Genomic DNA, 19,760 nt, shown 5'->3' on the forward strand with positions numbered 1-19,760 from the left:
TTGTCAGCATGGCCAGGCGCACAAGCGCCGCCTAACCTGGGCCGGTCGCAGCTGCAGGAGGTGGCCATGGCGGTAGGACCGGCCGAAAGCGCAGGCGTGGTCGTCGCCGGCGGCGAGCTCGACCCCGCGATCACGGCGATGGACGTCTATCTGACCCGCCCGACGAGCGCCGAAGCGCCGGCCACCCCCGCCGGCCAGGCGGCCAAGGCGTACGTCGAGCTGGTCAACGCCGGCCGCTTCGCCGAGCTGCCCGACCTGTTCGACGCGGCGGCGGTGATCCTCGACCCGGCCGGCCGGAGCTTGCGCGGCCGCGACGAGATCCGCGGGTTCTACGAAGGCCCGATCCGCGAGATGCGGCCGAGCCTGGTGGCGGTGGCCTACGTCGGCGACGCGGTCGACTGCATGGTCGCGCTGGCGACCCTCAAGCCGGTGAACGGACAGCCGCGCTGGGTGCTGGTCTCGGTCGACCACTTCACCCTAAGCGCGACGGGCAAGGTCGCCCGCATGGTGGCGTTCGCGCGAGCGCCGCGAGCCGCCCCGGAACCCGTTCCGCCAGGGCGATAGCCGGCCACCGAAAGCGCGCTCCGGCGCCTTTCCGCTTTCGCCGCGGCGCGCGACAGGGAACACTCCGCCCCAAGAGCCAGGGGGACACCCGGCCGAGCTACGGCAAAGGGAGGGCCCATGGGCCGCGTCTATTACGGGTGGTGCATCGTCGCGATCGCGGTGCTCGCCAACATGCTGGTGGTCGGCTCGACCTACAGCGCCTTCGGCCTGTTCGTGCTGCCGGTGTCGGCGGAGTACCAGCTGTCGCGCGCGAACATGAACACCGCGCTGATCCTGCTGAACCTGGCCGCCGCCGTCGTCGCCCCGCTGCTCGGCCGGCTGCTCGACCGCTTTCCCGCCAAGCGGATCATGATGGTCTGCGCCGTGCTGCTCGCGCTGAGCTTCACCGTCCTGGGGTTGTCGCGGTCGTTGTGGCTGAGCGCCGCCTTCATGACCTTGCCGCTCGCCGCCGGCATCAACGGCGCCGCGGGCCTGACGATGAACGTGCTGGTGGCGCGCTGGTTCGTGGCGCAGCGCGGGCGCGCGATGGCCCTGTCGGTGCTGGGCCTGTCGCTGGGCTCGGTGGTGGTGACGCCGCTGGTCGGCTTCCTGATTGAGACCCAGGGCTGGCGCACGGCATTGCTGATGATGGGCGCGGCGCATGGGCTGCTGCTGATGCTGCTGGCCACCTTCGTCCGTGAGCGGCCGGGGCCGGGCGAGGTCGAAAGCGGCGGCGCCCCGCGGCCGACGACGTCCGCGGCCGCCGCGCAAGCGCCTGCGGCGGCGCCGGCCCGCCCGCTGGCGGTCGGGGCGATCCTGCGCATGCCGCAGTTCTGGTCGATCGCGCTCAGCGCCGCGATGGCGATGGGGATGGCCCAGGCGCTGACGGTCAGCGTGGTCCCCCTGGCCCTCGACGAGGGCTTGACCATGCTGCAGGCGACCAGCCTCGTCTCGATGATCGGCGTCTCGGCCCTGGTCAGCAAACTGCTGCTGGCGGTCGTCGCCGACAAGCTCGACCGGGTGGTCCTGCTGAGCGGCCTGTTCGGCCTCGGCACGGTGCTGAACGCCGCGCTGCTGGCGAGCGAAGGCTACGCCACCCTGGTCGCCACCTCGCTGCTCATGGGCGTCACCATCGGCACCCTCGCGCCGCTGGTCTACACCCTGCTGGCCGACCGCTTCGGCGCGACCTCGTTCGGCACGGTGCGTGGCCTGAGCGCGCCGATCAGCTCGTTGATGGGCGCGGCCTGCGTGCGGTTCGCCGGCGAGGTGTTCGACCGCACCGGCGGCTACGACCTGATGTTCGGCAGCTTCATCGCCGCCCAGGTGCTCGCCGCCCTGCTGATGCTGTCGACCCGCTTCCTCAAGCCGGCGGCCACGACGATGAGCCCGGCGGCCACAAGCGCCTAGCTCCCAGGGAACGACCGGCGGGACAATCAATCCGGTCAGGTCGGGCAACCCAGACGGGCGCCGCCACGTTCAGCTCGATGGGACGTGAACGATGCCGTGGAAGCAGTGCAGAATTGCAGTCGAGGCTAGCTACGAGCAGCTTCACGAAGGTGTTGGCCTGCTGGCGCTCGCCAACAAGGACGCGCAGGACATCGCGCTGTTCAGCCGGACGACGCCGGATCACCGACACCGGGTGCTGTTGCTCTCGCCGAGGGCCGCGGAACTGGCTGGCGACGCCCTGTGTGATCGCTGGACCGAGTGCGACGCGCCGGAGCTGTTCGAGTGGGATCCGGTGTTCGGCGGCGCCGACGCCTGCCAACGGTTCGGCTTGTGCCGGCCGAGCTTCACGCGCGGCCCCACGACGCCCCCGGTGATCTTCGGTTCGGAGCCGCCGCCGTGCCCGGGGCCTTCGACCTATCCCGGACCGACCGGACCTACTCGGCATCGTGGAAGATCACGCCGAGCGTGAGGCGCCGGCCGGCGCGCAGGCGGCTGACGCCGTGGCGCAGCGTCACCCGGTAGACGCCGCGCGCGCCGGTCACCGGCCGATGGCGCACCGGGAACACCACCGCGTCCCCCTGGCGTAACGGGCAGACCTCGACCCGGCTCTGCATGCGCGGGCGCTGCTCGGTGAGGACGAACTCGCCGCCGTCGAAATCGCGACCCGGCTCCGACAGCAGGATCGCCGCCTGCAGCGGGAAGACGTGCGCCCCGTAGAGGTCCTGGTGCAGGCAGTTGTAGTCGCCGGGGCCATAGCGCAGCAGCAGCGGCGTCGCTCGGGTCTGGCCCGCCGCATGGCAGCGGGCGAGGAACTCGGGGTGCTCCGCCGGGAAGCGGCCGGGCTCGCCCAGGGCCGCGTTCCAGCGGTTGGCGATCTCGGCCAGTGGCGGATAGAGCGCCGCGCGCAGACCGGCGACCGGCTCCGGCAAGGGATAGGACAGGTAGCGGTATTCGCCGCGGCCGAAGCCGTGCCGGCCCATGACCACCGTCGAGCGGAATCGCGCCGGCTCGTCGTACCAGCCGGCGATGGTCTCGCAGGTGCGGGCGTCGAGCAGCCCCGGCAGCAGGGCGCAGCCATGAGCTTCGAGCTCGCGGGCGATGTCGGCGGTGATCATGCCCGTTAGATGCGGCCGCCACGCGCCGGCGCCAATGGTCGGCGCGAATGCGGCGTCCGAAGTCCGCGAACGGCTTAGAGCCGGACGATCTTGCCGGGGTTCATCAGGTCCGCCGGATCGAAGGCCCGCTTCAGCGTGCGCATCAGCTCCAGCGCCTCGCCGAGCTCCTGCTCGAGGCAGTCCATCTTGCCGACGCCGATGCCGTGCTCGCCGGTGCAGGTGCCGTCCATCGCCAGCGCCCGCGCGACCAGCGCCGCGTTGAGCCGCTCGGCCTCGACGCGCTCCTCGGGCTTGTCCGGATCCAGCACGAAGATGACGTGGAAGTTGCCGTCGCCGACGTGACCGACGATCGTCGCCGGGATCGAGGCGGTCTCCAGGTCGGCCTTGGTGGCGGAGATGCACTCGGCCAGCCGGCTGATCGGCACGCAGACGTCGGTCGGCCAGCCGACCGCGCCGGGCCTCAAGGCCACCGCGGCGTAATAGGCCTCGTGCCGCGCCTTCCACAGCCGCGAGCGCTGCTCTGGCGTGGTCGCCCACTGGAAGTCCCCGCCGCCGTTCTCGGCGGCGATCGCCGCGACCGTCTCGACCTGCTCCTGGACGTAGCGCTCGCTGCCGTGGAACTCGAAGAACAGGGTGGTGAGCTCGGGATAGTCGAGCTTCGACCAGCGGTTCACCGCCCGCATCTGCACGTCGTCGAGGATCTCCACCCGGGCGATCGGCACGCCGTACTGGATGGTCTGGACCACGGTGTCGACCGCGCCGCGCAGGGTCGCGAAGCCGCACACCGCCGCCGAGATCGCCTCCGGAATCGGATGCAGCCGCAGCGTCACCTCGGTGATCACGCCCAAGGTGCCCTCGGCGCCGACGAACAGCCGCGTCAGGTCGTAGCCGGCGGCGGACTTTCGCGCGCGGCGGGCGGTGCGGATGTCGCGGCCGTCCGGCGTCACCACGCGCAGCGACAGCACCGCGTCCTTCATCGTGCCGTAGCGCACCGCATTGGTGCCCGACGCCCGGGTCGAGGCCATGCCGCCAATGGTGGCGTCCGCGCCGGGATCGATCGGGAAGAACAGCCCCTGGTCGCGCAGGTGCTCGTTGAGCTGCTGGCGGCGGACCCCGGCCTCGACCGTGCAGTCGAAGTCCTCGGCGTGGACCGCGACGATCCGGTTCATCTCCGACAGGTCGAGCGAGATCCCGCCGCGCAGCGGGGTGGTGTTGCCTTCCAACGAGGTGCCGGCGCCGAACGGGACGATCGGAACCTGGTGCTCGGCGCACAGCCGCACCACGGCGACCACCTCCTCGGTGCTGTGCGCGAGGACCACGCCGTCGGGCAGGCGCGCGGCGTGGTGCGACTCGCTGCGGCCGTGCTGCAGCAGGATCTGCGGATTGGTGGTGAAACGGCCGCCGAAGCGCTCGCCCAGGGCGCCAGCCAGGGCGGCGGGAAGCGGGACACGATCGGCGGGGGACATGGAGGAACTCCCGGACTGGCCATTCGGCGGTTGGCCAGCCGTTGATTTAGCAGCTCGCGGTGCCGGCGCCCAAGTCGGCGCGGCCCGCGCCGATTTCGTGTCCGGTTCGCGGAAGTGCGGCCCGACTGGCGAAATCGCTGCATTTGGCGCCGCGCCCGCGCCGGGCGATGCTCGGCGCCAACGAAGCGAACAGGGAGGTCCGTCCGTGGCCATCGACCTTACCGGCGGCATCAACCCCGAGCGCGAGTACGTCTTCGCCGAATGCCCCGAGACCCCGGGGATCCGCGACGCGGTCAACGTCTGGCTGGAAGCCGCCGACGGCGCGTTCGGCATGCGCATCGGCGTCGAAGCCGTGTCGCCGGACTGGGACCAGCACCAGATCTGGCTGGACCTCGCCTTCGCCGACGGGCGGGTGCTGAGCGTGCGCGACTATTTCCCGGTCCGCCCGGCGATCGGTCCCGAGGGCCGGCCGACCATCCTCGGCGCCGGGCCGCTGCAGTTCCGCTGCGTCGAGCCGTTCCGCCGCTGGACCGTGGCGTTCGCCGGCCAGGCGCGGGAGACCACGACGACGGACCTGATGAAGGGCTCGCTGCCGGCGGAGCTGCCGATGACCGACCTCGAATTCACCCTCGAGATGACCATGGCCGCGCCGCCGTGGGCGCCCGGCTCGCTGCTGGCCGAGGCTGGCGACGCCCTGAAGGGCGAGCAGGGCGAGTTCATGAGCCCGCGCTACGAGCAGTTGTTCCGCGCCACCGGCGCGATGCGGGTCGGCGAGGCGCGCCTCGACGTCGCCGCCAACGGCCTGCGCATCCGCCGCCAGGGACCGCGCAAGTTCGAAGGCTTCTGGGGCCATTGCTGGCAGTCGGCGCTGTTCCCCAGCGGCAAGGCGTTCGGCTGCAACAACTACCCGCCGCGCGACGACGGGCAGCCGAGCTACAACGAGGGCTACGTCTTCGGCGGCGACGGCGCGCTGAAGCCCGCCCGGGTCGTCCAGGCGCCGTGGCTGACCAAGCTGGCCCCGCGCGACGACGACGCGACCCTGGTGCTGGAGACCGCCGACGGCGAGACCATCACCATCGAAGGCCAGACCTTCGCCAATACCCGCTCGCTGTCGGACAAGATCCTCCCGGCAAGCTTCCCGATCGTGCAGCAGGCCCACGCCCGTTACCGCTGGGACGGCGAGGAGACCTTCGGCATGCTCGAACGCTCGACCCTGCCGGAGAAGATGACCGGCTAGGGGCGGCGCGCGCGGGGGATCGCATTCTGCGCTCGCGACGCTCAGCGACTTGGCGCCTCCGCCATGATGGCCGCCATGGCCTCATGCGACGGGGCCCTGTCGCGGCGGAAGGCGCCGCTTTCGAGGATTGAATGCAGGGCCGCGTGAGCGCGGCTGACCCGGCTTTTCACCGTCCCGACGGCCGTCGCCGCGATCTCGGCGGGATCGGGAAGCGTGAATTAGCGCAAGAAGCTTGCTTCTCCGCTCACGATCACCTGACAAGCGTGGCCGGAATCCTGGGCGCATCTGGCTCGTTTATGAGCGGAAGCCTTGACCTCGTTCTTGTCTGCGGCGTGGTCAAAATATTCGCCCTGATGCTCTACCGCCCACAGATCACGGTCTCTTGTTACGGTAAAGATAACTCTCGCCGGATTGCTTCTCATGGGCTTCCTTATCATGAATGACGCGGCGGTCATGATAAATTTACTTAAGGACAATCGCGAATCGCAAATCAGACGCGAGCATTTCCCGCCCATAGACAAGTTTCGGTAGAGACTTCCTCCAGCAAACTCCAAGTGGAGGGTGCACTCCAATCACGCCGCGCAGGAGCGTCGCTGCCTGCAGACGCTACGTCGCTGTCGGCGATTTTAGGTGCAAGATCGGGCGAGACACCGTTTTCGCGGGCGAAACCGCGAGACGATGGGTGGGCGCGCCGGCCGTAGGCCGCGTGCGACGGCGAGTGATGGTCGTGAAGGACATTGTTGCTCCGAGGTGTAGGGGCGCCGGATGGCGCGTTCAGGCGAGCGGAGATGGCCACGGGCGAGAAGGCGGCCGCGCAGATTGCTGCGAGGTGGCCGCTGAGGGTTCGCGGCGCGCGCAGTCAAGTTTTCGCGCCCAGTTCAGGGCGAAAAACCAAATTTTCAAAGAAAATTATCGGTTGGCTCAGGCTCGATCTGAGGAAAAATCGCAGAGAGAAGCTCGGCCAAAATCGATATTAGATGTCGCTTTATTCCACGAATTTACGACGAGCGCTAGAGAAAAACTTCAGACCCAAGCTTATGGGCTTGTTTGGGCTCGTATGTTCAGCTGGCGTCGGCTAGGCAATCCGCCGGTTACGCAGCGCACGGGCTGCAGGTATTTGCTCGCCGGTCGCCCTCTACGTTTGATCCGCTTGCTCGTCAGTGGTGAGATGCTGGTTAAGCACGGAAGATGGGCGACATTCGCTGACCGGCCCGTTTCCGTCTCTATAGACCTCTTCGTCGCCCTCTTGATCGGCGGTGTGCGGCGGCCCGCCTCCACTTAAATGGCGTGAAGTACTCCGATCGTTTCTTTCGCTCACTCGATCGACGCTCGGTGACAGGTGCAGGCCCCCAACCGCCCCCGTCGACGCCTGCGACCGGCCGGTGTAAGCCCAAGGCTCGACTGCGGCGCCGGAGTGCGACATGGGGGCTCCCAAGAAGCTGGGAACGGAAGGGTCGGCGACCCGCGCGGCGATGATCGACGCGGCGGAGCAGCTGATCGTCGAAGAAGGCTATGCGGCCATCACCGCGCGCCGTCTGGCTGACAAGGCCGGGGTGAAGTTCCAGCTCATCTACTATTACTTCAATTCGCTGGACGACCTGTTCCTCGAGGTCTTCGAGCGCGGCGCCGAACGGCAGCTCGAACAGATGAACGCCGCCCTGGAGTCGGACGCGCCGCTGCGGGCGCTGTGGCGCTACAGCATCGATTCCACCGACACCCGCTTCATCCTCGAGTTCATGGTGATGGCCAACCATCACGAGGTGATCCGCAAGGCGATCGGCGACTTCGCCGAGCGCCTGCGCCAGGTACAGGTCGAGGCCATCGCCCGCCATCTGCAGGCCCGCGGGGTCGAGCCGCAGATCCCGCCGGTGGTGATCTCGCTGCTGGTCTCCAGCCTCTCGCGCTCGCTGATGCTGGAGACCGCGCTCGGCGTCACCTCCGGCCACGAGGAGCTGGAGACGCTGGTCGACTCCTTCCTGCGGGTTCTCGACACCGGGTCGACCTAAGCGCCCCCCCCCCCCCCCGCAACGGGCTTGCGCAGATTTTGACAATCGTTCAGTAGGCGGCGTCGCGCGGAGCCTCTACAAGCGGCGTGAGGCCCCATGCGTCAGCCGCGGAAGCGGCGCTGCGTGGGCGCGCCGCCGCCGCCGAGGGCGCACGGCGGCGACAAGACCGAAGAGAACGACGGGAGGGACTTTGGTGATCGGGACGTTCTGGAAAAGGGCCGCGTGGATCTGCGCGCCGGCGCTGGCGGCGACCCTGGTGCTGGCCGGCTGCCAAGGCGCGGGCGGCAAGGGCGGCGACGACTGGCCGAACTTCGGCCGTGACGGCGCTGAGCAGCACTACAGCCCGCTCACGCAGATCAGCCTGAAGACCGTCGATAAGCTGAAGCTCGCCTGGCACTACGACCTGGAGCCGGGCTTCACCGTGTCGGCCCCGGTCGAGGCCGACGGCAAGCTGTTCGTCACCTCCGGCCATTCGATGATCCGCGCCTTCGAGGCGGACACCGGCAAGCTGCTCTGGGAGTTCGACGCCAAGACCCGCGAGATCGCCCAGTCCAGCCTGCACATGAGCTGGGGCAACAAGGGCCTGGCCTACTGGAACGGCCGGGTGATCATCGCCACCACCGACGGCCGGGTGATCGGCATCGACGCCAACACCGGCAAGCAGGTCTGGGAGCAGCGGCAGTTCGAGCTGAACGAGATCCGCAACAGCAACGGCGCGCCGCGGGTATTCGACGGCAAGGTGATCATCGGCCACGGCGGCGCCGACATCAGCCCGATCCGCGGCTACGTCACCGCCTATGACGCGATGACCGGCAAACAGCTGTGGCGCTTCTACACGGTGCCCGGCGACCCTTCGAAGCCGGCGGCGAACAAGGCCGAAGAGGTGATGCGCCCGACCTGGAAGGGCGACTGGTTCGGCAAGGGCGGCGGCGGCACCGCCTGGAACGCCTTCAGCTACGATCCGGAGCTCAACCTGATCTACCTCGGGGTCGGCAACGGCTTCCCGTACAACCAGCAGCTCCGCAGCCCGGGCGGCGGCGACAACCTGTTCCTCGCCTCGATCGTCGCGGTCAACGCCGACACCGGCGACTACGTCTGGCACTATCAGGTCTGCCCGGCCGAGCAGTGGGACTGCACGGCGGTGATGGACATGACGCTCGCCGACATCAAGATCGACGGCAAGCCGCGCAAGGTGCTGATCCACGCGCCGAAGAACGGCTTCCTCTACGTCCTGGACCGCAGGACCGGCCAGTTCATCTCCGCCGAGAAGTTCGCCAAGGTCACCTGGGCCGAGCGGATCGACCAGAAGACCGGCCGCCCGGTGGAGAACCCCGGCATCCGCTACCAGGGCAAGGGCATGTTCGAGCTGTGGCCCGGGCCGCAGGGCGCGCACAGCTGGCTGCCGCAGGCGTTCAGCCCGAAGACCGGCCTGGTCTACATCCCGGTGATGGAGATGGGCGCGATGATCGGCCCGCTGCCGCCCGGCGCGACCGGCTTCTCCGCCGGCATGGGCGTGACCCTGATCGGCGACGCCGACTTGCCCGGCAGCCGCAAGAGCTTCCTGAAGGCGATCGACCCGGCGACCCAGAAGCAGGCGTGGAGCGCCGAGCTGCCCGGCGCCTGGCCGGGCGGGGTGCTGGCGACCGCCGGCGACCTGGTCTTCCAGGGCCAGATCGACGGCCAGTTCGTCGCCCGCGACGCCGAGACCGGCAAGGTGGTCTGGTCGTTCAAAACCGACTCCCCGGTCGTCGCCCCGCCGATCTCCTACCGGGTGAAGGGCAAGCAGTACGTCACCGTGCTGACCGGCTCCGGCTCGCAGGGCGGCGGCATTCTGGCGACCGGCAACGCCGCCTATCGCACCGACTACCGCCTGCCGCGGCGGGTGCTGACCTTCGCCATCGACGGCAAGGACAGCCTGCCAAAGTTCGACATGCCGCCGCTGGAGCCGCCGGCCGACCCGGGCTTCAAGCCGGAGCCCGCGAAGGCGATGGCCGGGGCGATGGCCTTCGGGACCAACGCCTGCCTGGTCTGCCACGGGATGAACGCGATCGGCGGCGGCGCGGCCCCCGACCTGCGCTTCTCGCCGGTCATCCTCGATCCGGAAGCGTTCCGGGCGATCGTGAAGGACGGCGCGCTGAAGCCCGCGGGCATGCCGCCGTCGCCGCAGCTCAGCGACGCGCAGGTGGAAAGCATCCGCTACTACCTGCGGGTCCGCGCCCAGCAGGTTCCGGCGGAGCTGGCGGCGCTGAAGGCTGGAACCCCGGCCGCCAGCCCGCCGAAAAGCGCGCCGCTCCCCGGCGGCATGTAGCGCCAAGCCATGCCGGCCGCGTCGCTTTTGCGACGCGGCCGGTCCTGGATTAAGGCGCTGTAATATTACGCAAGCTTAATCGAATTACTCAGCCTTAATTTGAACGGCGTTCCGCGAGCGAATATTCTCCAATCAACGGCGACGACCTGACGAATAACTTGTCATCGTCCGCCCGAAAGACCGATTGGAGAACATCATGGCGTTCAATCAACTGCTCGACCGGATCGCGATGACCATGTTCACGGCGCTGGCCATGGTGCCCGTCCTGACCATCGCCGGCGGCTTCTAAGGCGACCTCCCTCACCCAGGATGGACGCGCTCGTGGATGCGCCGGCGCCGCCCGCCGCCGGCGCGGCGCCGTCCCTGCCCCGCAGCTCGCCCCCCTCTTATCAGTCGCCGCGTTCGTTCGGCTCCGCCACCAGCCGGCCGATGACGCCGCCCTTCTCCAGCCGTTCGAGTCCGCGCGGGATTTCGTCGAAGGCGATCGTCTCGGCCTTGATGACCAGCTCGCCCTTGTCCATGTGGCGCAGCACGGCGGCGGTGTCGCCCGGCCGGCCGCCCCGCGAGCCGCGCAGGGTGACGAACTTGCCGACCAGTTCAGCGGTGGAGATCGCCGCTTTCGGTCACCCCGAGCCCGACCTGAACCACCAGGCCGCCCATCCGCACCGCGCTGATCGCCCCGGCCGTGGTCGTCCCGAAGCCGGCGAAATCGACGATCAGATCGGATTGTAAGGCGCCAGCGCCCGGACATCGTCGACCACCTCGATGACGCCTAGCGCCTTGGCCGTCTCCCAGGCCTCCCGTCGCGACTCGGCCGCATAGACCTGGCCGCCGTTGAGCATGGCGATCCGCGCGCCGGTCATCCCCAGTCCGCCCAGGCCGACGATGCCGACGCGTTGGCCAGGACGCAGCTCGCCGGCGCCCATCACCGCGCCGTAGGAGGTCTGCCCGGGCGTCGGTCGCCGCCGCGCCCTGCACGAAGCTCACCGCCTCCGGCCAGCGGGATCAGCCCGGCGGCCAGCAGCAGGCAGTGGGTGGCGTAGCCGCCGTCCGCCGACCAGCCGGGCGAGAACTCCTCCGTGCCGGCGGCGACGACCCGGTCGCCGAGCTTCAGGCCGGCGACGTCCGGTCCGATGGCGGCGACGACGCCGGCCACCTCGTGGCCGAGGATGATCGGCGGCGCCTTCGGCAACATGCCGGTGATGGTTCCGTCGAGGAACCCGACGTCGCTGTGGCAAAGCCCGGCGGCGCGGACCTCCAGCACCACCTGCCCCGGCCCCGGCCGCGGCGTCTCGCGCTCGATGAACTGCAGCGGCTAGTGCGCGCCGGTGAACAACCACGCCTTCATGAAATCTCGACCTCCCTGGCGCGCCGTCTGTTGCGGCGAGGTATTCGCGGGGAATTCGGCGCATGGGCGCGGCGCGACGTCAACGGCGCCGGGCGGACGACAGGTGTTTTATCTTCAGTACAACAGATGTTGCATCCGCAACGTGGCCAAGGTTTCGCCGCCACGGCGCGTTGATTTCTCTATTCGGGCGTGTCTAGCTGACGCCTCGCCCTGGACAATGCGTCCCTCGAGGGACGTTTGCTTTCGGCGCTGTGGAGGAGCTCAGCCCGCGATGTGCCGAGCCTGCTGGGAGTTGGCCCGCCGCCGGGCCCCTGCGTTCGCGGCGCCGGACGCGGCGGACGGCGAGGCCGCGGCCAACGCCGCGGCGCCCGAGGCCCGCGCGGGCTTCTTCGCCGAGCCGGCGGACGCCCCGCCCGGCCAGCCCGCCCCCGCGGCTAGGCCTCGACCGGACCCTTCGGCTTCGTAGCCAGCCGCAGCGGCTTGATCGGCCGGCTGGTGACCTTCGCGAAGTCGGTCTCGAAAGTCGGCCGGACGGTGCCGCAGATCCGATCCCAGATGGTGGTGTAGCCGCCGTAGTTGCCCTTGAAATAGCGGTGATGCTGGTCGTGGAAGGTGGCGGTGATGAACCACTTGGTGGCCCAGCTGCGGTTCCACCACTTCGGGAAGAACTCGAATCCGGAATGGACGTAGAGGCCCATGATGATGTTGAACGGCGCGATCAGCAGCATCGTCTCGTTGTGCAGCGTCAGCGCCGCCGTGAACAGCGGCACGAACCCGCCGTTGATCAGCGATTCCAGCGGATTGACCGACAAGGTCGTCAGCGGGTTCGGCGAGATCGAGCGGTGATGGATCTTGTGCACCCAGGTGTAGACCGGCTCGATGTGCATCAGGCGGTGCAGCCAGTAGAAATAGGTGTCGAAGGCGAAGAAATAGAGCGCGAACTCCGCGGCGATCACCCACCAGCTGGCCGGCGCGGTGTTGAAGGTGATGAAGCCGTGCTCGCGCAGGAAGGTCGTCGTTCCGCCGATCAGCACCCCGGAGGCGGCGACGTTCACCACCGCGAAGAAGATCTCGTTGCGGAAGATGCGCCAGCGGAAGCCGTTGGGCTGGATCTTCCGGGCGCGCAGGTAGCCGGTGAAGATCCCCGCCGCCAGGCCGCTCACGAGGAAGGCCGCCAGCCACAGGCTGAGCGGGTCGAAGCCGACGATGAAGCTGTGCAGCTTGTCCATTAGCGGAGGCGGATCCTTGCCAGTCCGCGCCGAGGGCGCTTTGAATTTCGAATATATCTAGCTTACCGACCGCCCAGTCGGCAAGCGTGCATCGCGCGCCCGCGTCATTCCGGCGCTGGTGGGGCGGCGCACACGATATGTCAGCGCCCGGCCGTAGCGATGTCTCCCGAAGCGTCCGCCGTCGAGAGGACGAGCGCTTTCGCCATCGGCCATGCCTCCCCGGGCCTTCGACGCGACGAAATTGAACCTTGAGACCGGCGGCGCAACAACAGCCTCCGCAGGCGCAACGAATTACGCCCCAAGTGCAACAACTCTATAAGTTTCCAAATAAAAACAACTGTATTCGGTTCGCCTACATCAAAGAATTCCGCCCACAATAAATGTCTGATTAAGGATCATTGCAGCAGTGTCCGCTCACAATGCAGCGGGGATTAGAATGGAATCGGGCACGGGCGATCGTCTGAGCTTCATGGGCTTCGAGGAGGCGGATCGGCGCGCCTTGATGAGCCTGGCGCCCCTGATCAAGCGCGAGCTGCCGAAGGCGCTCGATCAGTTCTATCGGCGGGTGAAGGAGACCCCGGAAACCAGCCGCTTCTTCTCCAGCCAAGCGCACATCGATGGCGCGGCGTCGCGCCAGCTTCGCCACTGGGACCTGATCTCCGCCGCCGAGTTCTCCCAGTCCTACGTGGACGCCGTCCGCACGGTGGGCCTCATTCATGCGCGGATCGGGCTGGAGCCGCGCTGGTACATCGGCGGCTACGCCCTAGTGCTCGAACAGCTGGTGAACGCCATCCTCGTCGAGCGCCAGCCCAAGCGCGGCTTCGGCAAGACGCCGAGCGATCCGGAGCTGGCTCGCAAGGTCGGCGCGCTCCTGAAGGCCACCCTGCTCGACATGGACTTCGCGATCAGCGTCTACATCGAAGCCGCGGAGGAGGCGCGCAAGGCCTCCGAGGCCGAGGCCACCCGCATGCTGCAGGATGAGGTCGTCAACGTCTTCGGGGCGGCGCTCGCGAAGCTGGCCCAAGGCGACCTGACAGTGCGGATCGCGGACGAAGTTCCCGACGCGTTCGTCCGGCTTCGCGACGATTTCAACGCGGCGACGACCGGGCTCGAGGCCGCCATGGTCGCCGTCGTCGGCAACATCGACGCCATCCGGTCCAGCGCCGACGACATAGCCCGCGCAGCCGGCGACCTTTCCCGCCGGACGGAGCAGCAGGCCGCCGCCCTCGAGGAGACGGCGGCTTCGCTAAGCGAGATCACCGCCGCCGTGGCGAGTTCGGCGAAAGGCGCGACGACCTCCGGCGACCTGGCCAGGACGGTCGACCAGGACGCCGGCACGGGGCGTGAGATCGTTCTGCAGGCGGTCGCGGCGATGGAGCGGATCGAGCAGTCGTCCCGCAAGATCGGCGAGATCATCGACGTCATCGACGAGATCGCCTTCCAGACCAATCTGCTCGCGCTGAACGCCGGCGTGGAAGCGGCGCGCGCCGGAGAGGCCGGCAAAGGCTTCGCGGTGGTCGCCAGCGAAGTGCGCGCGCTCGCCCAACGATCCGCCGAAGCGGCCAAGGAGATCGAGGCGCTGATCAAGGTCAGCACGGATCATGTCGACGGCGGCGTCCTGCTGGTCCGCCAGTCGGGCGAGGCGCTCTCGCGGATCGCCGGCGGGGCGAACCAAATGAATGGGCTGATCACCGAGATCGCCGCCTCGGCGCAGCAGCAGGCCGCCGGCCTTTCCCAGGTGAATTCGGCCGCGGCGCAGATGGACCAGATCACCCAGCAAAACGCCGCCATGGTTGAGGAGGCCGCCGCCGCCGCCCAGTCGCTCAGCCACGAGATCCTGGCCCTGGACGCAGAGGTGGCCCGCTTCCGGACCAAGGCGCCAGGCTCCCAGGCCGGGCTGGCCGTCGCGCGGCCGAACCGCGGGCAGGCCGCGGATGCGGCGCTTCACGGCCAACTCCGCGTCGTGCACCGCAGCTGATCGGGCGGGCTGTCAGGCGCAGTCGACGACGTCCAGCTGCCCGACGGGCGCGGCGGCGCCAGCGGCTGCGTCCAGCGCAGCCAGGAGCATCGGCAGTTCGAGCGGCTTCGGCAGCACATCGTCCATGCCGGCGCACCGATACTCAGCAATCTGATGCGCCATGACGTTGGCGGTCAGCCCGACGATGCGCGTCCGCGGCAACTTCTCCGCCGCCTCGCGACCGCGGATCACGCCGGTGGCGGTGGGTCCGTCCATCACCGGCATCTGCACGTCCATCAAGATCAGGTCCCAGGGTTCGCGCTCCCAGGCCTCCACGGCGGTTCGACCGTCGCCGACGATCGTCGGCCTGACGCCGAACTGCTCCAGGAGGGTACTCAGCACCAGTTGGTTCTGCCGGTTGTCCTCGGCCACCAGGATCCGCAGGCTGCGGTCGGACGGTTGCGCCCGAACCGTCGCGCAGGTCTCGCGGCGACGGCGCGCGACAGGGGCCGCTTCGGTCACCGGCAGACGCACGAGGAAGGTCGAGCCGCGCCCCGGGGCGCTGCGCACCGTGATCGAGCCGCCCATCATGTCCGCCAGGTTGCGGCAGATGGCGAGCCCCAGGCCGGTTCCGCCGAAACGGCGCGTGGTGGTGAGTTCAGCCTGTTCGAACTTGCCGAAGAGGCGCGCCATGGCGGCGGCCTCGATGCCTACGCCGGTGTCGGCGACGACGAAGCAAAGGCCGCCCGACCGAGGGCTGACGCGTAACGCTACGCGCCCACTATCCGTGAATTTCACGGCGTTGGAGACCAGGTTGTGCAGGATCTGCCGGATGCGGAGCGGGTCCCCGCGATAGGTCTTCAGGACCGACGGCTTGAGGTCGACGGTGAACTCCAGCCCCTTGGCGTTGGCGATCGCCAGGAACGTGGCGTGGGCTCCGGCGACGAGCTCCTCGAGATCGAATTCGGCCTCTTCCAACTGCAGCTTGCCGGCTTCGATCTTCGAGAGGTCCAGCAGGTCATTGAGCATGAGGAGCAGGTTGTCGCCCGCCTCGCGGATCACATCGAGCCGCTCCCGCTGCCGCGGCGGCAGATCGTCGTTGGCCATGGCCTGCGCCATTCCGATCACCCCGTTCAGCGGGGTGCGGATTTCGTGCCCCATCGTCGCCAGGAAGGCGCTCTTGGCGGCGCTGGCGGCGCGCGCCTCGGTCGCAGCCGTCTCAAGCGCCTCCTGCGTCTGCCGACGATGCGAGATATCGTGCAGGATGGCGGTGAAGATCTGGCCCTTGCTGGTGGCCAGCTTCGACAGGCCGACCTCCACGGGAAAAACTTCGCCGTTCTTGCGCATGCCGGCGATGTCACCGCGTTCGCTCATGCCGCGGCTTAGGGGCGCTCCGTCGGCAAATCTTTCGACGTGCTCGCGGTGCAAGGCGCGCCTCGCCTGCGGGATCAGCGTTTCGATCGACCTCCCGATGATCTCGTCCGCCTGGTAGCCGAACATCGCCTCCGCGCCCGGGCTGAAGACGATGATCTGCATTCCCGCGTCACAAACCACGATCCCGTCCGTGGCGATGTTCAGGATCGCGGCCAGCACGTCCTGGGTCCTTTCCGTGAGCCCCGCCTTGCGGAGCAGCGCGGGACGAAGCACGGGTCGCCGCCTGGGGCGTTTCGACAGGTTCTTGTGCAAGCTGATCGGTCCCGTTCCCCGCGACGGCGACTCCGTCCACGCAGGTCGGAGTGCCCCATCGCCCACCATCCGGTCGATCTAGGAAAATGGCTGCGGTCGGGGCGCCTGGAGGGGACAGAGGTGCGCTCCGCGGGCCTCCGACACCGCCCCAGGCGCCAGCGCTTGCACCTGAGGGGGTGCGATTGGCAGGGTGCGACAGCTTGCCGCGCGCCATGACGTCGACCGCTAGAGCGAGCGCGCAGTCCCCGCGCAGCTGCGGTCGAGGCATTCGCCCGCCAGGTTGCATTCGCTGATCTCACCACGCTCGATCCGCGGCGGTGCGCACTGAAGATCCCGCATGGTCGCCAGCAGACCCAACGCCGCGGCGGGGCTTAAGAGCTCGGGACGGAAGCCCGCTTCCATCGCGGGTTCACGGGTCAGGATAGTGCTGTCACGAGCGAATAGGCCGCAGCAAAGGGTCCAGTCGCTGAACTGACGCCCGCTGACCTCGCGATGATCCAAAATGTGCATGTCTGAGTGACGAGCATCGACCGAAATCGCACCGAACACGAGTTGCACAGCCTCCTTAGGTCCCTCCAGGACCTGCAAGAAGCGGCCGCCGCACGCCAACAACGCTCCTGACACGCCGAGTGCGGCGTTTCGCTGCGTCGCGGCGCGATTGATGTGGTCGAGCGCCTGCCGTGTAGACGCGCCCGTCTGTGTTCGGCTCACGCTGTGATAGACCAGCCGGAAAAGAGACCGGGCACGGCCGCGGCGTCCGCCTTCGGGCCGCATGGCGGCAGTCGCTTTCGGGGGCGTTCGCCGCAGTTCCGAGCTGGCGGCCGCCCGGCAGACGCCGATGGCGCCGTCCACGCAGCCATCGAACATCACCCCGAGCTCCCGGCAGGCGGTGACGATCGCCTCCAAGGTCCGAATGTTGGCATCGACGGGACCGCGAATTCGCTCCAGCCGCTTGATTGTCTCCAGGCTGAGGCCGGCCCGCTGGGCGAGCTCCGTCTGCTCAATCCGAGCCAGCGCGCGGGCCGCGCGGATCTGTTCACCGGTCAGCATTAGCGAACGGAAGGACATTACGCCTCAAGCATTTCAATTTACACCCAGGGTGCAATTCATGTTCGCCCCAAGATGGGGCGCGGTTCTTCTTGAGCACTCAAGGTGGAGATTTGCGAGCGCTCGCCACCATCTATTTTCATCCGTCCGCGATAATGTCGAGAGCGCAGCACGGTAGTGTTTCTCGCTCCCCGGCCAGTTTCCGCCGCCACAACTACTTAGGCGTGCGGCCACGCCTTCGCCGCCCAAGTCGCGGAGCGAGGTCGCGCCTGTGCTGGGCGCCCCTTCGCTCGGCGACAGACTTTTCCCAGTTCGCGACACGCTCAATCGAGCTTGGCGCGCGAAGGCGGACGCTCTGTCCCAAGGCCGCTGCAGCATCGAAGCGGTTGACCGAGGTCAACGCCGCCCACCTCCGCCGCTCTAGTTTGGCGTCGACCACATCGGTCGGACATCTGAGGCCGCATAGGCGCTTGGGAGGGGTGGCATGACTTGCCCGCAGACGGATCTGCCTGCCGTTGAAGAAATCGACATCCCGGCCATGCGGGAGCGCTATCGCCAGGAGCGCGACCGCCGCGTCCGCAAGGAGGCCAACGAGCAGTACATCGAGGCCACGGGCAAGTGGGCCGAGACCTACGAGGTCGATCCCTACAACCCGGTCGTTCCGCGCGCCGCGATCACCGGCGAGATCGACGTCGCCATCCTCGGCGCGGGCTATTGCGGCATGATGGTCGCCACCCAGCTCAAGGCGGCCGGGCTGCACAACTTCTACAGCATCGACCACGGCGGCGACTTCGGCGGCACCTGGTACTGGAACCGCTATCCCGGCATCCAGTGCGACAACGACGCCTACTGCTACATGCCGCTGCTCGAAGAAACCAACTACATGCCGTCGAAGAAATTCACCGACGGCTACGAGATCCAACAGCACTGCCAGATCATCGCCAAGACCTACGGCCTCTACGAAAATGCGTTGTTCCACACGCTGATCCGGTCCCTGAAGTGGGACGCCGCGATCAACCGCTGGCATGTCGTCACCAACCGCGGCGACGACATCAAGGCGCGCTTCGTGGTGATGGCCAACGGCCCGCTCAACAAGCCCAAGCTACCCGGCATCCCCGGCATCGACAGCTTCAAGGGCAAGATGTTCCACACCGCCCGCTGGGACTACGACTACACCGGCGGCGAATGGAAGAAGCCGGAGCTCTTCCGGCTGGCCGACAAGCGGGTGGCGATCATCGGCACCGGGGCCACCGCGATCCAGGTCGTGCCGCACCTCGGCAAGTACGCCGGCCAGCTTTACGTCATCCAGCGCACGCCCTCGAGCGTCGACCTGCGCAACAACAAGCCGACCGACGTCGACTGGTTCAAGTCGCTGCAGCCCGGCTGGCAGCAGGAGCGGATCAAGAACTTCCACCATGCCGCCATGGAGATGCTCAGCCCCGGCGAACCGGACCTGATCCGCGACATCTGGACCGAGATCAGCCGAAACCTCTCGGAGGAATTCGACGCGCAGGGCTGGCCCGGCTCGCAGGCGGAGTTCATGGCGAAGCGCGAGGTGATGGACTATCGCGTGATGGAGCGCCTGCGCCGCCGCGTCGACGAGATCGTCGAGGATCCGGCCACCGCCGAGGCGCTGAAGCCCTACTACCGCTTCCTGTGCAAACGACCGTGCTCGAACGACGACTACTACCCGACGTTCAACCGCCCGAACGTCAAGCTGATCGACGTGTCCGATACTCAGGGCGTCGAGCGGATGACCGAAAACGGCTTCGTCGCCAACGGCGTCGAACATGAAATCGACTGCATGATCTTCGCGTCGGGCTACGAGGTCACCAACGAGCTGCATCGCCGCTGGGGCATCAGCCCGATCGAAGGCCGCGACGGGCTGTCGATCTACGATTACTGGAGCGAGGGCCTCAAGACCTACCAAGGCATGATGGCCCACAACTTCCCGAACCTGTTCTTCACCGGCTTTACCCAGGCCGGCGTGAGCGCGACGAACAGCGCGACCTTCATCGCCCAGGGCCGCCACATCGGCTACATCGCCAGCGAGGCGCTGAAGCGCGGGGCGGTCAGGGTGGAGCCGACCCAGAACGCCCAGGACGCCTATATCCAGCGCCTGCGCTCGGTCGCGGTCGACAATTCGACCTTCGTGAAGGAATGCACGCCGAGCTACTTCAACAATGAGGGCGATGAGAACAAGGTCCGCCACATCTTCGGCGAACCCTGGGGCCCCGGCTTCTACGACTTCGAGGACATGCTGCAGACGTGGCGTGCAAGGGGCGACCTCGAAGGCCTCGCCCTGACCACCGGTCAGGCGACCGCATCCGCGTCATCCGGCGCCAGCCGCGCATCCGAGCCCGCCTGAAGCG

The 19,760-nt window shown here is 68.1% G+C and carries 17 protein-coding genes; 9 read left to right on the plus strand and 8 right to left on the minus strand.

Features of this window, described 5'->3' with window-relative positions; translation table 11 throughout:
• The first annotated feature begins 66 nt into the window (after positions 1-66).
• The 3 genes from ACSQ14_RS20005 to ACSQ14_RS20015 all read left to right on the plus strand — a co-directional run bounded on the left by ACSQ14_RS20005 (position 67) and on the right by ACSQ14_RS20015 (position 2,458).
• Positions 67-564, plus strand: a complete 498-nt coding sequence (locus tag ACSQ14_RS20005) for a nuclear transport factor 2 family protein (RefSeq protein ID WP_436015997.1) — start codon at positions 67-69, stop codon at positions 562-564.
• Between the two features lie 117 nt (positions 565-681).
• Positions 682-1,950: an MFS transporter gene (locus ACSQ14_RS20010; RefSeq protein ID WP_436015998.1), complete on the plus strand. Its 1,269-nt coding sequence runs from the start codon at positions 682-684 to the stop codon at positions 1,948-1,950.
• Positions 1,951-2,041: 91 nt separating this feature from the next.
• Entirely contained in the window at positions 2,042-2,458 is a 417-nt protein-coding gene (locus tag ACSQ14_RS20015) for a hypothetical protein (RefSeq protein ID WP_436015999.1), read from the plus strand.
• On the opposite strand, the gene ACSQ14_RS20020 is transcribed toward ACSQ14_RS20015, so the two are convergent.
• On the minus strand, positions 2,424-3,104 hold the full coding sequence (locus ACSQ14_RS20020) for a 2OG-Fe(II) oxygenase (RefSeq protein WP_436016000.1): 681 nt from the start codon (positions 3,102-3,104) through the stop codon (positions 2,424-2,426). The genes ACSQ14_RS20015 and ACSQ14_RS20020 overlap by 35 nt on opposite strands.
• A gap of 74 nt (positions 3,105-3,178) precedes the next feature.
• Positions 3,179-4,570, minus strand: a complete 1,392-nt coding sequence (locus ACSQ14_RS20025) for an FAD-linked oxidase C-terminal domain-containing protein (RefSeq protein WP_436016001.1) — start codon at positions 4,568-4,570, stop codon at positions 3,179-3,181.
• A 205-nt stretch (positions 4,571-4,775) separates the two neighbouring features.
• Between ACSQ14_RS20025 and ACSQ14_RS20030 the strand changes: the two genes are divergently transcribed.
• The 4 genes from ACSQ14_RS20030 to ACSQ14_RS20045 all read left to right on the plus strand — a co-directional run bounded on the left by ACSQ14_RS20030 (position 4,776) and on the right by ACSQ14_RS20045 (position 10,121).
• Positions 4,776-5,807 (plus strand): DUF7064 domain-containing protein, encoded by a 1,032-nt coding sequence (locus tag ACSQ14_RS20030; protein WP_436016002.1) that lies wholly within the window; start codon positions 4,776-4,778, stop codon positions 5,805-5,807.
• Positions 5,808-5,938: 131 nt separating this feature from the next.
• The gene (locus ACSQ14_RS20035; RefSeq protein ID WP_436016003.1) at positions 5,939-6,250 is read left to right on the plus strand and encodes a hypothetical protein; all 312 of its coding nucleotides are present in this window, start codon (positions 5,939-5,941) and stop codon (positions 6,248-6,250) included.
• A gap of 978 nt (positions 6,251-7,228) precedes the next feature.
• The gene (locus ACSQ14_RS20040) at positions 7,229-7,813 is read left to right on the plus strand and encodes a TetR/AcrR family transcriptional regulator (RefSeq protein WP_436016004.1); all 585 of its coding nucleotides are present in this window, start codon (positions 7,229-7,231) and stop codon (positions 7,811-7,813) included.
• A gap of 193 nt (positions 7,814-8,006) precedes the next feature.
• Positions 8,007-10,121: a PQQ-dependent dehydrogenase, methanol/ethanol family gene (locus ACSQ14_RS20045; RefSeq protein WP_436016005.1), complete on the plus strand. Its 2,115-nt coding sequence runs from the start codon at positions 8,007-8,009 to the stop codon at positions 10,119-10,121.
• A gap of 389 nt (positions 10,122-10,510) precedes the next feature.
• Here the strand turns inward: ACSQ14_RS20045 and ACSQ14_RS20050 are convergent, their stop codons facing one another.
• The 4 genes from ACSQ14_RS20050 to ACSQ14_RS20065 form a co-directional block, all read right to left on the minus strand.
• Positions 10,511-10,654 carry a hypothetical protein gene (locus tag ACSQ14_RS20050; RefSeq protein ID WP_436016006.1) on the minus strand — a complete coding sequence of 48 codons (144 nt, stop codon included), beginning with the start codon at positions 10,652-10,654 and terminating at the stop codon, positions 10,511-10,513.
• 183 nt (positions 10,655-10,837) lie between these two features.
• Positions 10,838-11,047, minus strand: a complete 210-nt coding sequence (locus ACSQ14_RS20055; RefSeq protein WP_436016007.1) for a hypothetical protein — start codon at positions 11,045-11,047, stop codon at positions 10,838-10,840.
• Entirely contained in the window at positions 11,047-11,388 is a 342-nt protein-coding gene (locus ACSQ14_RS20060; protein WP_436016008.1) for an alcohol dehydrogenase catalytic domain-containing protein, read from the minus strand. The genes ACSQ14_RS20055 and ACSQ14_RS20060 overlap by 1 nt, the downstream gene beginning before the upstream one ends.
• A 515-nt stretch (positions 11,389-11,903) precedes the next feature.
• Positions 11,904-12,698 (minus strand): sterol desaturase family protein, encoded by a 795-nt coding sequence (locus ACSQ14_RS20065; RefSeq protein ID WP_436016009.1) that lies wholly within the window; start codon positions 12,696-12,698, stop codon positions 11,904-11,906.
• A gap of 436 nt (positions 12,699-13,134) precedes the next feature.
• On the opposite strand from ACSQ14_RS20065, the gene ACSQ14_RS20070 reads away from it, so the two are divergent.
• Positions 13,135-14,676 carry a methyl-accepting chemotaxis protein gene (locus ACSQ14_RS20070; protein WP_436016010.1) on the plus strand — a complete coding sequence of 514 codons (1,542 nt, stop codon included), beginning with the start codon at positions 13,135-13,137 and terminating at the stop codon, positions 14,674-14,676.
• Positions 14,677-14,688: 12 nt separating this feature from the next.
• On the opposite strand, the gene ACSQ14_RS20075 is transcribed toward ACSQ14_RS20070, so the two are convergent.
• Entirely contained in the window at positions 14,689-16,341 is a 1,653-nt protein-coding gene (locus tag ACSQ14_RS20075) for an ATP-binding protein (RefSeq protein WP_436016011.1), read from the minus strand.
• A gap of 225 nt (positions 16,342-16,566) precedes the next feature.
• On the minus strand, positions 16,567-17,409 hold the full coding sequence (locus tag ACSQ14_RS20080) for a BLUF domain-containing protein (RefSeq protein ID WP_436016012.1): 843 nt from the start codon (positions 17,407-17,409) through the stop codon (positions 16,567-16,569).
• Positions 17,410-17,872: 463 nt separating this feature from the next.
• Here ACSQ14_RS20080 and ACSQ14_RS20085 point away from each other — a divergent pair, with 463 nt between their 5' ends.
• Positions 17,873-19,756 (plus strand): flavin-containing monooxygenase, encoded by a 1,884-nt coding sequence (locus ACSQ14_RS20085; RefSeq protein WP_436016013.1) that lies wholly within the window; start codon positions 17,873-17,875, stop codon positions 19,754-19,756.
• Positions 19,757-19,760 lie beyond the last annotated feature (4 nt).

Origin of the sequence: Phenylobacterium sp. LjRoot219 (genome assembly GCF_964252995.1) — a bacterium.
GTDB lineage: Bacteria > Pseudomonadota > Alphaproteobacteria > Caulobacterales > Caulobacteraceae > Phenylobacterium.

Bases quoted from the DNA above. Each gene is read 5' to 3' on its own strand.
- ACSQ14_RS20005 (WP_436015997.1), top strand. From the start codon at position 67: ATGGCGGTAGGACCGGCCGAAAGCGCAGGCGTGGTCGTCGCCGGCGGC.
- ACSQ14_RS20010 (WP_436015998.1), top strand. From the start codon at position 682: ATGGGCCGCGTCTATTACGGGTGGTGCATCGTCGCGATCGCGGTGCTC.
- ACSQ14_RS20015 (WP_436015999.1), top strand. From the start codon at position 2,042: ATGCCGTGGAAGCAGTGCAGAATTGCAGTCGAGGCTAGCTACGAGCAG.
- ACSQ14_RS20020 (WP_436016000.1), bottom strand. From the start codon at position 3,104: ATGATCACCGCCGACATCGCCCGCGAGCTCGAAGCTCATGGCTGCGCC.
- ACSQ14_RS20025 (WP_436016001.1), bottom strand. From the start codon at position 4,570: ATGTCCCCCGCCGATCGTGTCCCGCTTCCCGCCGCCCTGGCTGGCGCC.
- ACSQ14_RS20035 (WP_436016003.1), top strand. From the start codon at position 5,939: ATGCAGGGCCGCGTGAGCGCGGCTGACCCGGCTTTTCACCGTCCCGAC.
- ACSQ14_RS20040 (WP_436016004.1), top strand. From the start codon at position 7,229: ATGGGGGCTCCCAAGAAGCTGGGAACGGAAGGGTCGGCGACCCGCGCG.
- ACSQ14_RS20055 (WP_436016007.1), bottom strand. From the start codon at position 11,047: ATGGGCGCCGGCGAGCTGCGTCCTGGCCAACGCGTCGGCATCGTCGGC.
- ACSQ14_RS20065 (WP_436016009.1), bottom strand. From the start codon at position 12,698: ATGGACAAGCTGCACAGCTTCATCGTCGGCTTCGACCCGCTCAGCCTG.
- ACSQ14_RS20070 (WP_436016010.1), top strand. From the start codon at position 13,135: ATGGAATCGGGCACGGGCGATCGTCTGAGCTTCATGGGCTTCGAGGAG.
- ACSQ14_RS20080 (WP_436016012.1), bottom strand. From the start codon at position 17,409: ATGTCCTTCCGTTCGCTAATGCTGACCGGTGAACAGATCCGCGCGGCC.
- ACSQ14_RS20085 (WP_436016013.1), top strand. From the start codon at position 17,873: ATGACTTGCCCGCAGACGGATCTGCCTGCCGTTGAAGAAATCGACATC.